This is a genomic window from Variovorax sp. UC122_21 (genome assembly GCF_044056785.1).
GTDB lineage: Bacteria > Pseudomonadota > Gammaproteobacteria > Burkholderiales > Burkholderiaceae_C > Variovorax.
Genome location: NZ_CP172004.1, coordinates 5,529,917 through 5,548,052, shown reverse-complemented (window position 1 = coordinate 5,548,052; position 18,136 = coordinate 5,529,917). Strand labels below are relative to the sequence as shown.

Annotated in this window: 15 protein-coding genes and 2 pseudogenes; 8 read left to right on the top strand and 9 right to left on the bottom strand. The window is 65.4% G+C overall.

What is annotated here, in order from left to right:
• Nucleotides 1-1,686 carry a glycosyltransferase family 61 protein gene (locus tag ACHMXE_RS38865; RefSeq protein WP_395348983.1) on the bottom strand — a complete coding sequence of 562 codons (1,686 nt, stop codon included), beginning with the start codon at nucleotides 1,684-1,686 and terminating at the stop codon, nucleotides 1-3.
• A 63-nt stretch (nucleotides 1,687-1,749) separates the two neighbouring features.
• On the opposite strand from ACHMXE_RS38865, the gene ACHMXE_RS38860 reads away from it, so the two are divergent.
• Together ACHMXE_RS38860 and ACHMXE_RS38855 are read left to right on the top strand one after the other, a co-directional pair.
• Nucleotides 1,750-2,229, top strand: coding sequence for a DapH/DapD/GlmU-related protein (locus ACHMXE_RS38860; RefSeq protein WP_395348982.1), 480 nt, complete (start codon nucleotides 1,750-1,752; stop codon nucleotides 2,227-2,229).
• 181 nt (nucleotides 2,230-2,410) lie between these two features.
• Nucleotides 2,411-3,166: an N-acetyltransferase gene (locus ACHMXE_RS38855; RefSeq protein WP_395348981.1), complete on the top strand. Its 756-nt coding sequence runs from the start codon at nucleotides 2,411-2,413 to the stop codon at nucleotides 3,164-3,166.
• 73 nt (nucleotides 3,167-3,239) lie between these two features.
• Here ACHMXE_RS38855 and ACHMXE_RS38850 read toward each other — a convergent pair whose 3' ends face one another.
• Together ACHMXE_RS38850 and ACHMXE_RS38845 are read right to left on the bottom strand one after the other, a co-directional pair.
• Nucleotides 3,240-3,941, bottom strand: a complete 702-nt coding sequence (locus tag ACHMXE_RS38850) for an ABC transporter ATP-binding protein (protein WP_395348980.1) — start codon at nucleotides 3,939-3,941, stop codon at nucleotides 3,240-3,242.
• A 3-nt stretch (nucleotides 3,942-3,944) separates the two neighbouring features.
• The gene (locus ACHMXE_RS38845) at nucleotides 3,945-4,700 is read right to left on the bottom strand and encodes an ABC transporter permease (protein WP_395348979.1); all 756 of its coding nucleotides are present in this window, start codon (nucleotides 4,698-4,700) and stop codon (nucleotides 3,945-3,947) included.
• Between the two features lie 261 nt (nucleotides 4,701-4,961).
• Between ACHMXE_RS38845 and ACHMXE_RS38840 the strand changes: the two genes are divergently transcribed.
• Both ACHMXE_RS38840 and ACHMXE_RS38835 read left to right on the top strand, forming a co-directional pair.
• Nucleotides 4,962-6,089, top strand: a complete 1,128-nt coding sequence (locus tag ACHMXE_RS38840) for a glycosyltransferase family 2 protein (protein WP_395348978.1) — start codon at nucleotides 4,962-4,964, stop codon at nucleotides 6,087-6,089.
• 37 nt (nucleotides 6,090-6,126) lie between these two features.
• Nucleotides 6,127-7,182 (top strand): glycosyltransferase family A protein, encoded by a 1,056-nt coding sequence (locus ACHMXE_RS38835; RefSeq protein WP_281081079.1) that lies wholly within the window; start codon nucleotides 6,127-6,129, stop codon nucleotides 7,180-7,182.
• A gap of 52 nt (nucleotides 7,183-7,234) precedes the next feature.
• On the opposite strand, the gene ACHMXE_RS38830 is transcribed toward ACHMXE_RS38835, so the two are convergent.
• The 3 genes and pseudogenes from ACHMXE_RS38830 to ACHMXE_RS38820 all read right to left on the bottom strand — a co-directional run bounded on the left by ACHMXE_RS38830 (nucleotide 7,235) and on the right by ACHMXE_RS38820 (nucleotide 10,085).
• Nucleotides 7,235-8,548 (bottom strand): acyltransferase family protein, encoded by a 1,314-nt coding sequence (locus tag ACHMXE_RS38830; RefSeq protein WP_395348977.1) that lies wholly within the window; start codon nucleotides 8,546-8,548, stop codon nucleotides 7,235-7,237.
• Nucleotides 8,549-8,636: 88 nt separating this feature from the next.
• Nucleotides 8,637-9,260: pseudogene (locus ACHMXE_RS38825) on the bottom strand (acyltransferase family protein); the annotation flags it as partial.
• Nucleotides 9,261-9,326: 66 nt separating this feature from the next.
• Complete coding sequence (locus ACHMXE_RS38820; protein ID WP_395348976.1) at nucleotides 9,327-10,085, bottom strand: glycosyltransferase family 2 protein; 759 nt, start codon at nucleotides 10,083-10,085, stop codon at nucleotides 9,327-9,329.
• Nucleotides 10,086-10,128: 43 nt separating this feature from the next.
• On the opposite strand from ACHMXE_RS38820, the gene ACHMXE_RS38815 reads away from it, so the two are divergent.
• The 4 genes from ACHMXE_RS38815 to ACHMXE_RS38800 all read left to right on the top strand — a co-directional run bounded on the left by ACHMXE_RS38815 (nucleotide 10,129) and on the right by ACHMXE_RS38800 (nucleotide 14,591).
• Nucleotides 10,129-11,226, top strand: coding sequence for a glycosyltransferase (locus tag ACHMXE_RS38815; RefSeq protein ID WP_209542474.1), 1,098 nt, complete (start codon nucleotides 10,129-10,131; stop codon nucleotides 11,224-11,226).
• Between the two features lie 58 nt (nucleotides 11,227-11,284).
• Complete coding sequence (gene argB / locus ACHMXE_RS38810; RefSeq protein WP_203204260.1) at nucleotides 11,285-12,178, top strand: acetylglutamate kinase; 894 nt, start codon at nucleotides 11,285-11,287, stop codon at nucleotides 12,176-12,178.
• A gap of 119 nt (nucleotides 12,179-12,297) precedes the next feature.
• Entirely contained in the window at nucleotides 12,298-12,945 is a 648-nt protein-coding gene (gene slmA, locus ACHMXE_RS38805) for a nucleoid occlusion factor SlmA (RefSeq protein ID WP_057590933.1), read from the top strand.
• Nucleotides 12,946-13,067: 122 nt separating this feature from the next.
• Nucleotides 13,068-14,591 (top strand): catalase, encoded by a 1,524-nt coding sequence (locus ACHMXE_RS38800; RefSeq protein ID WP_395348975.1) that lies wholly within the window; start codon nucleotides 13,068-13,070, stop codon nucleotides 14,589-14,591.
• Between the two features lie 5 nt (nucleotides 14,592-14,596).
• On the opposite strand, the gene ACHMXE_RS38795 is transcribed toward ACHMXE_RS38800, so the two are convergent.
• The 3 genes and pseudogenes from ACHMXE_RS38795 to ACHMXE_RS38785 form a co-directional block, all read right to left on the bottom strand.
• The gene (locus tag ACHMXE_RS38795) at nucleotides 14,597-15,658 is read right to left on the bottom strand and encodes a malate/lactate/ureidoglycolate dehydrogenase (protein WP_395348974.1); all 1,062 of its coding nucleotides are present in this window, start codon (nucleotides 15,656-15,658) and stop codon (nucleotides 14,597-14,599) included.
• 3 nt (nucleotides 15,659-15,661) lie between these two features.
• Entirely contained in the window at nucleotides 15,662-16,594 is a 933-nt protein-coding gene (locus tag ACHMXE_RS38790; protein WP_395348973.1) for an SMP-30/gluconolactonase/LRE family protein, read from the bottom strand.
• Nucleotides 16,595-16,607: 13 nt separating this feature from the next.
• A pseudogene (locus ACHMXE_RS38785) lies at nucleotides 16,608-18,135 on the bottom strand (UxaA family hydrolase).
• Nucleotide 18,136 lies beyond the last annotated feature (1 nt).

Genomic DNA, 18,136 nt, shown 5'->3' with positions numbered 1-18,136 from the left:
TCAAGCGGCCGTTCGCCGCTCGATCTCATCGAGCTCGATGGCCAGCCGATCCGGATCTATCGTGTAGCTGTCCTGAAAGAGGCCGGGGTCTGCAATGGTGAGTTCGTCGCCCGGTCGAAACAGCGGATGACTCCCCGCAAGAACTCGGTAGCGACAGCCTGCGAACAATGCCATGTTGGATTGCGAGCAGAAGAGCTGCGCATAAGGCGATGCAAGCGCGAGTACTTCCGTCTCCGGCTTGCAGAAGATCAGGTTGGTGAAGGCCGCGCCCATCGCGCCGATGATCGTTCTCGCTTCGGAAAACAGGCGCACCTGTTGCTCGAAGGAAAGAGTCCCGGTATCGACGACCTCGTACCCGAACGATGCGACGAGTGCTTCGATTTCCGAAGCGTTGGCGATGTTGCGCCCGCTGCGACGCGCCAGGAATACCTTGCGCACTCCCCTGACGGACGGGTCGATGCCGAATTTCGAGAAAACCCTGGTCTGCATATGCTGAAGTGTCTTGAAGCAGACCGCGGAGGTTTTCCACATGGGCTCGCGCAGGTTGTCGGCCAAATTGGTACACGACGACGGCACGTAGAGATTGTCGACATTCAGCAGCGTTGAGTTGTCGAGGCGATATATCGGCCAATCGGGTAGAAGAGCCTGTAGCGATTCGAATTCCTGTTCGAACATGCCGTCGGCCACGAGCAACGGGATTTTTTCCAATTGGGGTTGCCCCGACAACAGGTAGGCCTTCCCCAGATACTCGATCAGCCAATGATAGTAATTGGGGCTGCATCGGCCACCGAGCAAGATGGCTGCCGGAAGCGTGATCGTCTTCTCATGGCGAAACCAGAGGAAAATATCGCGTTTATGGTTCAGCGATACAACGTATTGCCAGATTCCCGCGACAAAGCCCTCGTGAGGATTTGCCGCCGGTTCGTAAATAACAAATTGATCGCCGGACAATACCTGAAATCCGCCGACGACTTTCGCGTCCTTGATCGTCGCGATCCATTGTTCAGGGACTTCGACCGTTCGAGGTGGCCGCTCTGCGGTCGAGTCGACGACCTCCGGCTCTCGAAATGTCATTGGGTAGGACGGTTCGAGGATTTGAATCTCATGGCCTGCGTCGACCAGTTCCGTATATGAAATCGTTTTGAACTTACCCAGCAAAATCTGATTTTCGTGCAGGTTCAATTGGCGAGAGATTTCGTTTGCCACGAAACTCGTGAAAATCCCCTTTTGAGCATCTTCGAAAAGCATGCGCCTGTAACTTTCCAGGACAGTCTCGGTGGGTGGGATTTTCTTGAAGTCCCTGATTTTCAGCTTCAAGAAAAAGACCCATGTAGCGAGCGTTGCCGAAGCCTCGTTGATCTTCCTGTTTTCCTTGCGCCCAATGCTGGCGTAGTGTTCAGCGGGAGAAAGCCCTTTGCCGGCGACATCCGGGTAGTATTTCAGGTAGAATTTTTCGTCGAGAAAAAACCTGATCAGAAAACTGGTGGTTTTTTCGAAATGCCAAATTGAAAACTTTTCCATCCCGAGGTTGGGATGCCTTCCCTCGGAAAATCCGTAGTGGAAATAATGATAGTTCGTGTCGAGGCCGGATCTTGCCACGTCACGATATTTATTCTTATAATACTCGTCGTCGACAATCCTGGTCTTGGACAGGATTTTTAATGCCAAGGCGTTGAGTCGGTTCATTTTATGGTGCTGTGTGTTCCGGTAAAGGCGAGCAATTGTTCGGCTTTTAAACTTCTTGATTAGATGAATTTTGATAATTCAATATTCATTCACCCTCTGGCGGATGTTCAGGCAACCGAAATCGGAGCGGGAACGAAGATCTGGCAATTCAATGTCGTGGCGGCGGGAGCTCGCATAGGAAAGAATTGCAATATCTCGGCGCATTGTTTCATAGAGGGCGGAGCGGTGGTCGGCGACAACGTCACATTGAAATGCGGTGTCTATCTATGGGATGGAATTACGCTCGAATCCGATGTTTTCGTGGGCCCGGGAGCCTTGTTCACCAACGACATGTTTCCTCGGTCCAAGGTCTATCCTGAGTCCTTTTTGCGAACCACGGTTTGCGAGGGTGCGTCGATCGGTGCGGGAGCCGTCTTGACGCCTGGTATCACCATAGGACGGCATGCCATGATAGCGGCAGGTGCAGTGGTGAAGAGGGATGTCGAACCTTTTTCTCTCGTAAGAGGAGTGCCGGCCCGGCATGTGAGATTCATTGATGTTTGAGTTGAAGATATAAAAATCCCGGGAATCGATTGTTCGAAAGCTCGCATTTTTATCCGGCTCTACATAAATATCTACTTGGATCAATTTGGCGTCCGGTCCGCGTGACTTCGCGCTCTGGCGGGAAGGCCGGTCTGGGGCACCACGGTAAACTTCGTGAACCTAAAGAAATCAGGAGAAGCAGATGATTCATCCCACCGCGCACATCGAAAAGGGCGCACAGCTAGGAGAGGGCGTTTCCATCGGAGCATTCTCGATCGTCCATCGCGAGGCAATCATCGGCGACAGGACTGTCATCGAGAGCCACTGTGAAATCGCGCATCCCTCCAAGTTGGCGAACGGAGAGCTGCTCACGATTGGCCAGGACTCCTTGATTCGCTCGCACAGCGTTTTTTACGCTGGCTCCACCTTCGGGGAAAAATTGGTGACCGGCCACCGCGTTACCGTTCGCGAATTGACAAAAGCTGGGAAGAATTTCCAGATCGGGACATTGGGCGACATACAAGGCCATTGCGAAATTGGCGACTATGTACGAACCCACAGCAACGTTCACATCGGGCACGCATCGAAGGTCGGAAGCTTCGTATGGATCTTCCCGTATGTCGTCCTGACCAATGATCCTCACCCGCCGAGCGAGACCTGCATTGGCTGCGAGATCGGTGACTATGCCGCCATCGCGACCATGTCGGTGGTGTTGCCAGGCGTCAAGGTTGGCGAACACTCGTTGATTGCGGCACTCAGCTGCGTCGGAAGGGATGTCGAACCGCACACGGTTGTCGGTGGTTCGCCCGCGAAGTTCCTGTGCAAGACCGAGAAGATCAAGCTGCGCGATGGCACTGGCCGTAATGCCTATCCGTGGACCACCCATTTTCACCGCGGGTACCCAGAGGAGGTCGTATCGCAGTGGCTGGCGGAGGCTGCCACCCGAGCCACGGCGTGACGCCGTAGTTCGAGCTCGGCCCTTCGCACCGGGCCACCATTCCTTCAGCCGCGAGAGGCGGGAGGCCTGACTGCTAGCACTCCACGATCCGCCCGTGCTCCAGGCGGATCACGCGGTTGCACTCCTTGGAAATCAGGTCGGGGGAGTGCGACGCCAGCACCAGGATGCCGGACTTGGCCACCACTTCGCGCATGCGCCGCTCGGCCTTTTCGGTGAACTCGGCGTCACCGACCGACAGCCATTCGTCCATGAGCAGGATGTCGGCCTCGATGCTGGTCGAGATCGAGAAAGCCAGGCGCATCAGCATGCCGGTGGAGTAGGTGCGCACGGGCATGTTCACGTACTCGCCCAGGCCGCTGAATTCGCAGATGTCCTGCGTGAGCTGTTCCACCCGCTTGCGGCTCATGCCCATGACCAGGCCGCGCAGCATGATGTTCTCCAGGCCGCTGGCATCGACTTCGATGCCCAGCACCGGGTCGATCAGGCTGGCGACGGTGCCTTGCCGCGTGAACTCGCCCGAGGAGGGCTCGTAGACGCCGGCCAGCGTACGCAGGAGCGTCGACTTGCCGGCGCCGTTGTGGCCGATCAGGCCCAGCCGGTCGCCACTGTTGAGCTCGATGCTGATGTCGCTGAGCGCCTGCACGACGGTCACGCCCGTCTCCTTGCCGAGCCGCCCGCCCGTCACGGAGGCAGCCAGGGTCTTGCGCAGCGAACTCGCGCCGGCCCCGTAGATGGGGAAGTTGACCGAAACGTTCTTGAGGGAAATCAGAGCCATGGGTCAGAGCCAGTAGACGACGCGGCGGCGGTACTTGATGAACAGCAGACTGGCGCAGACCACGCTGACGACGGTCCAGCCCGCGATTGCCAGCCAGTGGTGCAGGTCCGGTATGCCACCCATCAGCGGCGTGCGCAGCAGGTCGAGCATCTGCGCCAGCGGGTTCCAGAGCACGTAGCGGGCACGTCCCGGCAGGTTCTCGGGCAGCCAGAAGACCGGGGTGAGGAACATCAGCATCTGCATCATGCTCGTGACGATCTGCGTCACGTCGCGAAAACGCGTGCACACCAGCCCGAGCACCAGCCCGACGGCGTGCGCATTGATGATCAGGAGCAGGAAGGCCGGCACGAACAGCAGCGCATGCCAGGACAGCGAGATGCCGGCCCACAGCGCGACCGGCACATAAAGCACGATCTGGTGACCGAACTGGATGATGTTGCGCGACAGGCCGCGCCAGACGAACAGCGTGATCGGAAAGTAGCCCTGCTTGAGGTAGTGGGCCGAATTCACGAAGGAATGGCACGCATCCGTCACGATGTTGGAGAAAAACCCCCAGAAGATGACGCCCAGTGCCAGGTGCGGGAAGAAGCGCGAGAGCTCGGTGCCGAACAGGCCGCTGTAGAGCGGCCCCATGCCGCCGATCATGATGCCCATGCTCAGGGTCAGCCACAGCGGGCCGAGCAGGGAGCGGCGGTAGCGCAGGACGATGTCGAACCACGCGAGGGTCCACCAGATGTCGGGTCTTCGGTGCCGTCCCACCAGTCGGCCCAGGCGCCACGGTGGAGGTTGGAATGGACTTGGCTCATGTGTGCAGGGAGCCGCCGGCCGCTGAGGCACCGGTGTTGCGGCTGATTGGGAGGGGGGGCTGGGCAGCGATGGCCGCCAGCTTCTGATCGCCTATGGTAGTCAAGCGAGGTTTCTCTTTCCGTGAATGGCCCGGTCGGCGATCGTCTTTGGCAAACGCAGGCCGGGACGCGAAAGCCGCGTCCCGGGGTCAGGGTCCACTGGGTTGGGAGTGAAGTGGGCGATAATTTTACCGGCGCTGATCAGGCTGCACGCCAGACCCCAGCCGCCGGTGGCTGGCAGAACAAAAAAGCGTCCGCGAATAACGAATCGACGGGCAGCGCTTCGAAGAGCGAGCAACCCATGAGCAATCTCCATCCTATCCAGGTTTCCGTTGCGCTGTGCACGCACAACGGCGCGCGCTTCCTGCGCGAGCAGGTGCGCAGCATCTGCCTGCAGACCGTGCCGCCGGCGGAAATCGTCCTGTCCGACGACGCGTCGAGCGACGGCTCGGTCGAGGTGGTGCGGGCCACGGTGGCCGAATGCGCGGCCGAATCGGGCCGCGCGATACCGTTGCGCGTGTTCGAGAACGCGGTGGCGCTGCGTGTCGTCAAGAACTTCGAACAGGCCATCCGGGCCTGCAGCCACGAGCTGATCGCGCTCAGCGACCAGGACGACGTGTGGATGCCCGACCGGCTGGCCAGGATGGTTCCGCTCTTCGAACAGGACCCGAAGCTGCTGCTGCTGCACACGGACGCGCGGCTGGTGGATGCGCAGCGAAAGGATCTCGGGCAATCGCTGTTCTACGCGCTGGAGGTGACCCCCGCCGAGATCGAGCGCGTGCATGCGGGCGCGGCATTCGACGTGTTCCTGCGGCGCAACCTCGTCACGGGCGCGACGGCCATCTTCCGGCGTTCGCTGGTCGACGCCGCGGTACCGCTTCCCGTGGAATGGGTGCACGACGAGTGGCTGGCGATCGTCGCCTCGGCGATCGGACGGGTCGACCTGCTCCAGGATGCGCTGATCGAGTACCGGCAGCACGAGTCCAACCAGATCGGCGCGCGGCGCGACAGCTTCATGGGCAAGGTGCGCAAGGCGCTGGCCTCGCGCGGCACCATCCACGCGGAGCGCGGCGCCAAGGCCGATCTGCTCCTGGCCAAGCTGCTCGAACTGGGCGGGCGCGTCGATCCGGTCGCCATCGACAAGGTGCGTGGCAAGATCGAACACCAGCGCTTCAGGGCTGCGCTGCCGGCGTCCCGGATCGCGCGCTGCCTGCCGATCCTGCGCGAAGCCATGACGGGCCGCTACGACAAGTTCGGCCGGGGCTTTCGCGGCGTGGTCCGCGACCTCTTCGAATCCGTCTAGATCCGGGTTGAACCGACAACTACAACAGATGACCACCATGAACGCTTCCCTGGTCCCCAATCCTGCCGACCCGAGCGGCATCCCACCGGATGTCGTGGTTATCATCCCGTTCTACAACGGCGCCGATTTCATCGAGCGTTCCGTGCGCAGCGTGTTCGAGCAATCCATGCCCGCCAGCGAAGTGATCGTGGTCAACGACGGTTCGCGCCCCGAGGAGCGGGCCGCGCTCGATGCCCTGGCGCTCCGGTACCCGTTCCGCATCCTCGACAAGGAAAACGGCGGTCAGGGCTCGGCGCGCAATGCCGGCGTGGCGGCCTCGAGCGCGCCCTTCATCTGCTTCCTCGACCAGGACGACTTCTATCTTCCCAACCACATCGAGACCCTGGTGACCTCGATCCCGGCGGATGACCGGCTGTTCGGCTACATCTATGCCGACCTCTACGAGGCCGACGGCGACGGCAACGTGATCCGCACCGGCGTCATCAAGGAGCACTCGACGCATCCGAAGCGCAGCATCTTCGATCTGCTGCGCAACGACATGTTCGTGCTGCCTTCCGCCGCGCTGGTGAGCCGCAAGGCCTTCGACGCGGTCGGTGGCTTCGATCCCCAGTTCATGGGCTACGAGGACGATGACCTGTTCCTGCGCATCTTCCGCAAGGGCTACAGCAATCACTTCGTCGACAAGGCGGTCACGGTGTGGTGCATCCACACCGCGAGCACCTCGTTCAGCATCCGCATGCTGCGCAGCCGCTTCAAGTACTTCAAGAAGCTGCTGCAGATGTTCCCCGACGAGCATCAGCGCGGACGCTACTACCTGCGCGAATACCTGATGCCCCGCTTCCAGGTTTTCTTCGTGAACGAGGTGATCGAGGCCATCAAGAAGGACGACCAATACCGCGACGAGATGAGTGCCGTGCTCGACGAGTACGCGGCGGTCGTGTTCGCGAATCCCTACGTGGGGCGCAAGAAGAAGCTGCGGCTGTGGATCACGGTCTTCCTGCTGCGCCACAGCACGCCGGGAATCATCCGCTTCATCGGCGCGCTCACGCGGCTGCCGATCATTCGCAACCTGCGCAAGGTCTACAAGTCCTGAGCGAGGCCCGCGCGTCCTGCGGCGGGCCTTCGCCGGGAGTCGCAGGCCTCGGCTAACGGGGTGCCGCGGCCGGCACGGAGGTCATGGCGGGGTCCATGAAGGTCGCGAACTTGCGCACGTACCCGGCGCGCAGGTGGCCGGCGTCCTTGTAGATCGGCGTGGCGTCGGCGTCGGCGCGCCTGCACCAGTCCTTGTCGCACAGCGTGGGGATCGGGTCGATCACGATGGCGCCGCTGCGCTCGGCGATCTGCCGCATGCGCTCGTGCAGTGCCTTCTGCTTCGCGTCCCACGGCGCCGTTGGCGACATGCGGCCCACCGTCATGTCGCCGAGGCGCCCGCCCTTGACGAACTCCTCGGGGCCGAAACCGTTGCTGGTCGGGTGGTCCAGCACCAGGTAGACCTGCTTGTGCTTGGCGAGATTGGTCAGCACCGTCTCGAGCATCGCGAGCGCCATGTCGACGCCGCCGCCCCCCATGAAGCGGTGCTTGTTCTTGCCATCGAAGAAGTAGTAGCGATCCGCCTTGGCGGTCTTCGCGTCGGGCTTGCCGGTTTCGGTGAAGTAGCAGTTCCAGCAGCCGCCGAAGACCACGGCATCGAACTTGTCGCTCACCGCGAGGCGCATGCCGCCATCCCTGCGCTCGGCGCACACGCTGTTCCCTTCGTCGACCACATTGGGGATGGGCGGGCAGGCCCCCCAGGTCGCGAACGAGAGCGAGTCCAGCGTGTCCGGCGAGGTCTTCGACAACTCGACGGCGCGCGGCCCGTACTGCTCGATGTGGCTGTCGCCGAAGAGCAGCACCCTGCGCTTGCCGTGGCCGATCTGCATGACCACTTCGCCATCGACCTTGATCGGGTTCAGGCCGTCGGGATAGGCCCAGTCCTTGGCCGCGGCCGCGGTCTTGACGAAGTAGGGATCGCTGTGGCGGCCCACGTAGTAGCGCGTGGTGGCCAGCAGGCCCAGCAGCACGAAGCCCACCATCACGGCCGTCAGGGCGGCGGTGACCGCCGGGTTCTCGCTGCGGCGCGCATGGCGCTCGGCGAAGCGATAGGTCAGCCAGGCGAGCACGAACGCGATGGCAAGCATCAGCGCGCGCATGCCTTCGGAGGGCAGGTCGCCCTCGATGATGCGCGCGTAGCTCAGGAGCGGCCAGTGCCAGAGGTACAGCGGATAGCTGATCAGCCCCACCCACACCATCGGCCGCGAGGCCAGCACGTAGCGGTTCAGCACGCCGCTCGGACCGGCCGCGATGCAGAAGAAGGCGCCCAGCGTCGGCAGGATCGCCCAGAAGCCCGGGAAGGCCTTGCCCCCGCGGATGAAGCACAGGCCCAGCACGATCAGCGCCACCCCCCGCGATCGACTGGGCATGGCGGCCCCAGCCGGGCTTCGGCGCTGGCCGGTGCAGCCGTGCGTAGGCGAGCATGCCGCCGAGCATCAGCTCCCAGAAGCGCGACAGCGGGGAGTAGAACGCCGCGGTGCGGTGGCTGTGGATCGTTCCGACGTTGAGCAGGAACGAGAGGCCCGCCACGATGCCCAGCACCGTCAGCACGCGCCACTTGCGCTTCCACGCCAGGCCCAGCAGCACGGGCCAGAAGATGTAGAACTGTTCTTCGATGGCCAGCGACCACAGGTGCAGCAGCGGCTTGGTTTCGGCGGCATTGTCGAAGTAGCCGGCCTCGCTCCAGAAGGCGAAGTTCGACACGAAACCCGCGCCCGCGGCCACGTGCTTGCCGAGCTGCTCCCATTCGTGCGGCAGCAGCGTGTACCAGCCGAAGGCCAGCGACGCCGCCAGCACCAGCGCGAGCGCCGGAAAGATCCGCTTGACGCGCCGGGCGTAGAACTCGCGGTAGCTGAAGCCGTCGCCCTCGAAGCTGCCCAGGATGATCGTGGTGATCAGGAAGCCCGAGATGACGAAGAAGATGTCGACGCCGATGAAGCCGCCCTTGATCCACTGCGGGAACGCGTGGTAGCCCAGGACCGAGAGCACCGCCACGGCGCGCAGCCCGTCGATGTCCGGGCGGTATTTGGGGTGGACCAGGTGGGCGTCGTGGGGCGTGGGGCTCGTCGTTGTCGTCGTCATCGTTGCTGTGAAGGCGCGCTTGCTTTTTTCGTTCCCCATTGTCCCCGCAAACGCTTTTCGCCCCGCTCAGGCGCCGGAGCGACGCAGCCGGCGATAGCGCCAGAACGCGCCCGAGCTCCAGATCTTCAGCAGGCTGGTGACATGCCAATAGAGGTACTTGCTGCTGCGATGGCTCGCGCGCTGCGCGTCGTGGCGCGCGCGCAGCTGCTCGCCGACCTGCAGCCGCCAGCCGGCCAATCGCATCCGCGCGCAGATGTCGAAGTCCTCGCCGTACATGAAGAAGCGCTCGTCGAAGCCGTGGATGGCGGCATAGGCCTCGGCGCGGAACAGCATGAACAGGCCCGGCACCCAGGCCGGCACGGCCGGGCGCGCATAGCCGGGCTTCTTGCGCGTGAGGATCTCCAGCGGCGTCAGGATGTCGCGGTGCTGCTCGGGCTCGCGCTTGCCGGGCTCCATGATGCGCGGTGTGAGCAGCCCCGCCTCGGGCGCGGCCAGCGCCATCAACGGCGCCAGCACGTCGGCATCGAAGCGGATGTCGGGGTTGAGCACCAGGAACCATGGCGTGGCGCAGCGCTCGAAGGCCTGGTTGTGGTTGGCGCCGAAGCCCTTGGGCTGCGCGTTCTCGATGCGTTCGAGCGCGAAGCCCCAGGCGGCGCCGGCCAGCGGCGCGTCGGACTCGGGGATGTTCAGCGTCAGCACCACCTTGGCCACCTGCGCGCGGCTGAAGCGGTCGATCTGGTCGAGCAGCGGTCGCACGAGCTCGAGCTGCCCATGGCTCACGATCGAAATCGTGACGGCGGGGGAGGTCGTAGCGGGGATGGCCATGGTCTAATTTCGCCCGGGGATTCTAGGGGCCCCGTTACCACCCATGATTGCCCTGATCGTCATCAGCTTCTTCGTCTCCGCCTTCGCGGTCCAGATCTTCATGCGCCGCGCGCGCCGCCATGCGCGGCTGTACGGCGCCGACATGCCGCAGCGCTTCCACAAGGGCCACGTGCCGCGGCTCGGGGGCGCGGGCATCATCCTCGGCATGGGCGTGGCCTGGCTCGCGGCCGGCATCACGGGCACCGATCCGTTCAATGTCTCGTGGCCCGTGTCGGCCTCGATGCTGATGCTGGTCTGCATCCTGCCGGCCGTGCTCGGCGGCATCGTCGAGGACGTCACGCAGCGCGTGCAGGTACGCTGGCGGCTGATGCTCACCCTGGGCGCGGCGCTGCTGGTGTGCTGGGTGCATGGCCTGAGCCTCGCGCGCACCGGCATCCCGCTGCTCGACGGCTGGCTCGCGGCCGTGCCCTACGCCTCGGTGCTGTTCGCCGCGCTCGCCATCGGCGGCCTGCCGCATGCCTTCAACATCATCGACGGCTACAACGGCCTCGCGGGCACGGTGGCGGTGCTGGTCTGCCTCGCGATCTCGCATGTGGCGCTGCAGCTCGGCGACCGCCAGCTCGCGGCCATGATGGTCTGCCTGGTCGGCGCGACCTTCGGCTTCCTGATCTGGAACTATCCGCGCGGCAAGATCTTCGCGGGCGACGGCGGCGCCTACGTCTGGGGCATGGTGATCGCGGTGGCCTGCGTGACGCTGGTGCAGCGCCACCGCGTGGTCTCGCCCTGGTTCCCGATGCTGCTGCTCATCTATCCGGTGTGGGAGACCCTGTTCTCCATCTACCGCAAGCTCGCGCGCGGCCAGTCGCCGGGCACGGCCGACGCGCTGCACTTCCACCAGCTGATCTTCCGCCGCATCGTGCGCGTGGCCTTCGCCGACGACGAGGCGCGCCAGCTGCTCGCGCGCAACAACCGCACCTCGCCCTACCTGTGGATCTTCGCCGCGATGTCGGTGGTGCCCGCGGTGCTGTTCTGGAACAACACCTGGGTGCTGATGTTCTTCTGTCTTCTGTTCGTCACGACCTACGTCGGCGCCTACCTCATGATCGTGCGATTCAAGGTGCCGCGCTGGCTGCGCCCCTGATCGTTTCTCTTTGCGAGAATCCCGTCCCATCGTTCACCGTCCCGGAGCCTGACCGCCCATGACCGACCCCGTCCTCAACATTCCCCCGCGCGACAAGGCCGAGATCCTGGCCCAGGCGCTGCCGTACATCCGCAAGTTCCACGGCAAGACCATCGTCATCAAGTACGGCGGCAACGCCATGACCGACCCGGCGCTGCAGGCCGACTTCGCGGAAGACGTGGTGCTGCTCAAGCTGGTCGGCATGAATCCGGTGGTGGTGCACGGCGGCGGCCCGCAGATCGAGGCCGCGCTCAACCGCCTGGGCAAGAAGGGCAGCTTCATCCAGGGCATGCGCGTGACCGACGCCGAGACCATGGAAGTCGTCGAATGGGTGCTGGCCGGCGAGGTGCAGCAGGACATCGTGGGCCTGATCAACCAGGCCGGCGGCAAGGCCGTGGGCCTGACCGGTCGCGACGGCGGCCTGATCCGCGCGCAGAAGCTCAAGCTGGCCGACCGCGCCGATCCCAGCGTGCACCACGACGTGGGCCAGGTCGGCGACATCGTCTCGATCGACCCGAGCGTGGTCAAGGCGCTGCAGGACGATGCCTTCATCCCGGTCGTGAGCCCGATCGGCTTCGGCGAGGAGAACGAGAGCTACAACATCAACGCCGACGTGGTGGCCGGCAAGCTGGCCACCGTGCTCAAGGCCGAGAAGCTGATGCTGCTGACCAACACCCCCGGCGTGCTCGACAAGAACGGCAAGCTGCTCACCAATCTGAGCGCGCGCGAGATCGACGACCTGTTCGCCGACGGCACGATCTCGGGCGGCATGCTGCCGAAGATCGAGGGCGCGCTCGACGCGGCCAAGAGCGGCGTCAACGCCGTGCACATCATCGACGGCCGCGTGCCGCACGCGATGCTGCTCGAGATCCTGACCGACCAGGCTTACGGCACGATGATCCGCGCGCGCTGAGCGCGTTGCACCCTCGAAGGCCGGTACCGAGGCGGGCCGGCGGCCAGCGGGCGCGCGGGGAGGCGCGCGCTCACTGCTGTGCGAGAATCAATTGTTTACATCTTCCGCACGCGCCTCCCATGCAAAACGAAGAGACAGTCGTCCCCGGTGCAGAGACCCAGGCCGAGACCGCGCCGGCCGCTCCGGCGCGCAAGCGTCCCAAGCCCGGCGAGCGGCGCGTGCAGATCCTGCAGGCCCTGGCCGCGATGCTCGAGCAGCCCGGCGCCGAGCGCGTGACCACCGCGGCGCTGGCCGCCCGCCTCGAAGTCAGCGAGGCCGCGCTCTACCGCCACTTCGCGAGCAAGGCGCAGATGTTCGAGGGCCTGATCGACTTCATCGAGCAGAGCGTGTTCACCCTGGTCAACCAGATCCTCGAGCGCGAATCCACGGGCAAGGAACAGGCGGCCCGCATCATCGCGATGCTGGTGCAGTTCGCCGAGCGCAACCCCGGCATGACGCGCGTCATGGTCGGCGATGCGCTGGTCTACGAGAACGAGCGGCTGCAGCAGCGCATGAACCAGTTCTTCGACAAGATCGAAGCCAGCATCCGCCAGGCGCTGCGCGAAGACCGCGCCGCCGAAGGCTCGGCCACGCCGAGCGTCGATGCGCAGGTGCGCGCCTCGGCGCTGACCTCGCTCGCGGTCGGCCGCCTGCAGCGCTTCGCGCGCTCGGGCTTTCGCCGCGAACCTTCCGAACACCTCGACGCATTGCTCGCGCTGGTGCTCTGAGCCGCTGAGGCACGGGGCCGCGCCGCGGCCCCGGCTTATCGTCGACATAGGCAATCGCAATCGAAGCTGGTCATTCGATTGTTGAAAATAAACGGGCTCCCATAACCGATAGGAAAAGCCCAATGACCGAATCCCGCACGCTCACCACCGAGAACGGCGCGCCCGTCGAGAACAACCAGCAGTCGCAGACCGCGGGCGTGAACGGCCCCGTGCTGATGCAGGACCACCACCTGATCGAGAAGCTCGCGCGCTTCGACCGCGAGCGCATCCCCGAGCGCGTGGTGCATGCGCGTGGCTCGGGTGCCTTCGGTACCTTCGAGGTGACGGCCGACGTCACGAAATGGACCAAGGCGAAGTTCCTCGGCCAGGTCGGCAAGAAGACGGAGGTGCTCGCGCGCTTCTCGACCGTCGCGCTCGAGCTCGGCTCGGCCGACACGGTGCGCGATCCGCGCGGCTTCGCGCTCAAGTTCTACACCGAGGAAGGCAACTACGACCTGGTGGGCAACAACACGCCGATCTTCTTCATCCGCGATCCGCTCAAGTTCCCCGACTTCATCCATTCGCAGAAGCGCGACCCCTACAGCCACGTGCAGGAGCCCGACAACGCCTGGGACTTCTTCTCGCACTCGCCCGAGGCCACGCACCAGTTCACCTGGCTGTTCGGCGACCGCGGCATTCCGAAGAGCTACCGCCACATGGACGGCTTCGGCTCGCACACCTTCCAGTGGGTGAACGCGCAGGGCGAGGCCTTCTGGGTCAAGTACCACTTCAAGACCAACCAGGGCATCGAGATCTTCGTCGCGGAAGAAGCGCAGCGCGTGGGCGGCGAGAACCCGAACCACCACCATCTCGACCTGCTGCACTCGATCGAGCGCGGCGAGTTCCCGAGCTGGCGCGTGCAGGTGCAGATCATGCCGGTGGCCGAGGCGCAGAGCTACCGCTTCAATCCCTTCGACCTGACCAAGGTCTGGTCGCACAAGGACTACCCGAAGATCGACATCGGCATCCTCACGCTCAACCGCAACCCCGACAACTACTTCGCCGAGATCGAGCAGGCCGCGTTCAACCCGGCCAACTTCGTGCCCGGCATCGGCCCCTCGCCCGACAAGATGCTGCAGGGTCGCCTGTTCAGCTACGGCGACACGCAGCGCTACCGTCTGGGCATCAACCACACGCAGCTGCCCGTGAACCGGCCGCACGCGACCACGGCACGGAACTACGGCCGCGACGGCGCGATGCGTGGCGACGGCAACGGCGGCCGCGGCCCGAACTACGAGCCCAACAGCTTCAGCGATGCGCCCAAGCAGAGCAACGAGCCGGTGTATGCGCCGCTGCAGATCCACGGCTGGACCGGCAGCCACCAGTGGCAGCAGCACGAGGCCGACACCGACTTCGCGCAGGCCGGCGACCTCTACCGTCTGATGGACGAGGCCGCGAAGGAGCGCCTGGTGAACAACATCGCGGGTGGCCTGGGCGCGGTCCGGCGGCAGGACATCATCGACCGCTCGGTGAGCTATTTCCGCCAGGCCGATGCCGACTACGGCGCGCGGCTCGAGAAGGCGATCAAGGCGGTGCAGGCCAGGATCAAGGGCGACGACAACAGCGTGCAGGTCGGCCAGCCCGCGCACGAGGCCAGCAAGAGCTAGCGAACTCAGCCGGCGACCGCGACCCCCACCTTCGCGCCCGCCGCCACGATCTCGCCCCAGGTCGCATCGTCGACCCAGATCCCGTCGCGCCGCCGCGCCGCGCGCGCCTGGCGCTCGGGCTCGCCCGCGATCTGCACCGCGTCGAAGCCCTGCCCCGGCGGGCTGCGGCGCAGCCACTCGACGAACTCGCGCGCCTCCTGGTCGAAGCTGGCCTGGGTGCCCAGGCGCTCGGGATCGATCAGCACAGTGAGCATGCCGTTGATCACGCTGCGGCTGGTGTCGGCCGGCCGGTGCCAGGTGCCGCCGCCGGTCAGCGCGCCGCCCAGCAGCTCGCAGGCCAGCGCCATGCCGTAGCCCTTGTGCTCGCCGAAGGTCATGAGCGCGCCGAACAGGCCGTTGCCCTGCGGCACCACCACCACGCCGGGGTCGTCGGTGGGCGCGCCCTTCTCGTCGATGAGGTAGCCCGGCGGCACGCGCTCGCCCTTGTTGTGGGCCACGCGCATCTTTCCCTGCGCCACGCGGCTGGTGGCGTAGTCGAGCACGAAGGGCTCGGCCCCCGCGAGCGGTATGCCGATGCAGCAGGGGTTGGTGCCGAAGCGCCCGTCGCCGCCGCCCCAGGGCGCGACCACCGGGCGCGAGAGCACGTTGACGAAGTGCATCGACACCAGCCCGTGCGAGGTCGCCATCTCGGCGAAGTGGCCGATGCGGCCCAGGTGGTGCGCATGCGCGAGCGTGAGGATGCAGCTGCCGTGGCGGCGCGCGCGCTCGATGCCGAGCTCCATCGCCTGCACGCCCACCACCTGCCCGTAGCCGTGCTGGCCGTCGAGCGACAGCATGGTGCCGATGTCGAGGTTGATGCGCACCGCCGCGTTGGGATGCAGGCCGCCTTCGGCCACCGCGTCGATGTAGCGCGGCAGCATGCCCACGCCGTGGGAGTCGTGGCCGCTGAGGTTGGCCATCACGAGGTTGGCCGCGACCTGTTCGGCCTCGGCCTGCTGGCTGCCCGCCGCGCGCAGGATGCTCGCGACGGTGGATTGCAGGCTGTCGGCCTGCAGTGTTCTCGGCATGGTTCAGATTCCTTTGGCGTTCACGGTGATGGCGTAGAGCGAGCTGGTGGCGCAGACGAACAGGCGGTTGCGCCTGGGCCCGCCGAAGCAGACGTTGGCCACGCGCTCGGGCACGAGCAGCTTGCCCAGCAGCGTGCCGTCGGGGTGGTAGACATGCACGCCGTCGGCGGCGCTGGTCCAGATGCGGCCTTCGGTGTCGAGCCGGAAGCCGTCGAACAGGCCCGCGGTGCATTCGGCGAACACCTCGCCGCCACGCAGGCTCTTGTTGTCGGGGTTGACGAGAAAGCGGCGGATGTGCCGCGGCCCGTTCGCATCATGGCTCGCGCCGGTGTCGGCGATGTAGAGCATGTGCTCATCGGGCGAGAAGGCCAGCCCGTTGGGCTTCACGAAGTCGTCGGCCACGCGCTCGACCGCGCCGTTGGCCGGGTCGATGCGATAGACATGGCAGGCCCCGATCTCGCTCTCGGCGCGCAGGCCCTCGTAGTCCGACAGGATGCCGTAGCTCGGGTCGGTGAACCACACGCCGCCGTCCGAATGCACCACCACGTCGTTCGGCGAGTTGAGCCGCCGGCCCTGCCAGTGCGAGGCCAGCACCGTGATCGAGCCGTCGTGCTCGGTGCGCACCACGCGGCGCGCCAGGTGCTCGCAGCTCACGAGCCGGCCCTGGCGGTCGACGGTGTTGCCGTTGGTGTTGTTCGCGGGTTCGCGCAGCACCGCGGCCTGGCCGTTGCGCTCGTCCCAGCGCAGCAGGCGGTCGTTCGGAATGTCGGACCACACCAGCGTGCGCAGCGCGCCGAACCAGGCCGGGCCCTCGCACCAGCGCCCGCCGGTCCACAGCCGCTCGAGCCGCTCGGGCTTGGGCACCAGGCCCGTGAAGCGCGGATCCAGCGTCTCGAAGCCGGTGCCTTCCAGCGCACCGAAGGGAAGCGTCGTCATCGGCCGTGCGCTCCTACATCACCGCGCCGACCTGCCAGGGCACGAACTCGTTCTGCCCGTAGCCGTGCTGCTCGCTCTTCGAGGGCGTGCCCGAGGCCGTGGCCAGCACCAGCTCGAAGATGCGCTGGCCCATCTCCTGGATCGAGGCCGTGCCGTCGACGATCTCGCCGCAGTTGATGTCCATGTCCTCTTCCTGCCGCTTCCACAGCGCCGAGTTGGTCGCGAGCTTGAGCGAAGGCGAGGGCGCGCAGCCGTAGGCCGAGCCGCGGCCGGTGGTGAAGCAGATCAGGTTGGCGCCGCCGGCCACCTGGCCCGTGGCACTCACCGGGTCGTAGCCCGGCGTGTCCATGTAGACGAAGCCGTGCGCCGTCACCGGCTCGGCGTATTCGTAGACCGCCTCGAGGTTGCTGGTGCCGCCCTTGGCCACCGCGCCCAGCGACTTCTCGAGGATGGTGGTGAGGCCGCCGGCCTTGTTGCCCGGCGAAGGGTTGTCTGTTCATCTCGCCCTCGTTGATGGCCGTGTAGTGCTCCCACCACTTGATGCGGTCCACCAGCTTCTGGCCCACCTCGCGCCGTACCGCGCGCCGCGTCAGCAGGTGCTCGGCGCCGTAGACCTCGGGCGTCTCGCTGAGGATCGCGGTGCCGCCGTGCGCCACCAGCAGGTCGACGGCCACGCCCAGCGCGGGGTTGGCGCTGATGCCCGAGTAGCCGTCGGAGCCGCCGCACTGCAGCCCGATCGTGATGTGGGCCGCGCTGCAGGGTTCGCGCGTCACGGCATTGGCGCGTGGCAGCATCTCCTCGATCAGCGCCACGCCCTTGTCGACCGTCTTGCGCGTGCCGCCCGTGTCCTGGATGTTGAAGACGCGCAGGTTCTCGCCCTCGGCGAGGTTGCCGGTCGCGAGCCAGGCGTTGATCTGGTTGGCCTCGCAGCCCAGGCCCACCACCAGCACCGCCGCGAAGTTGGCATGCGTGGCATAGCCGGTCAGCGTGCGCTCGAGGATCTGCATGCCCGTGCCCTGCGTGTCCATGCCGCAGCCGGTGCCGTGCGTCAGCGCGATCACGCCGTCGACGTTGGGGAAGGCCGCGAGCGCCGCCGGGTTGGTCTTGCGCGAGAAGTGGTCGGCGATCGCGCGCGCGGCCGTGGCCGAGCAGTTCACGCTGGTCAGCACGCCGATGTAGTTGCGCGTGGCCACGCGGCCGTCGGCGCGCTTGATGCCCATGAAGGTGGCCTCGCGTTTCGCGGGCGCGGGCTTCACGTCGGCGCCGAAGGCGTAGTCGCGCTCGAAGTCGCCCTTGTCGGGCCCCATGTCGAGGTTGTGCACGTGCACGTGCTCGCCGGGCGCGATCGGCTTGCTCGCGAAGCCGATGATCTGGTTGTAGCGGCGCACCGGTTCGCCGGCCGCGATGGCGCGCATCGCGACCTTGTGGCCCGGCGGTATCAGGCCATGGACCTTGACGTCCTCGACGACGGTGCCGCCGAGCAGTTGCGAGCGCGCGATGACGACGTCGTCGGCGGGGTGGAGTCTTATGTAGGGATTCATC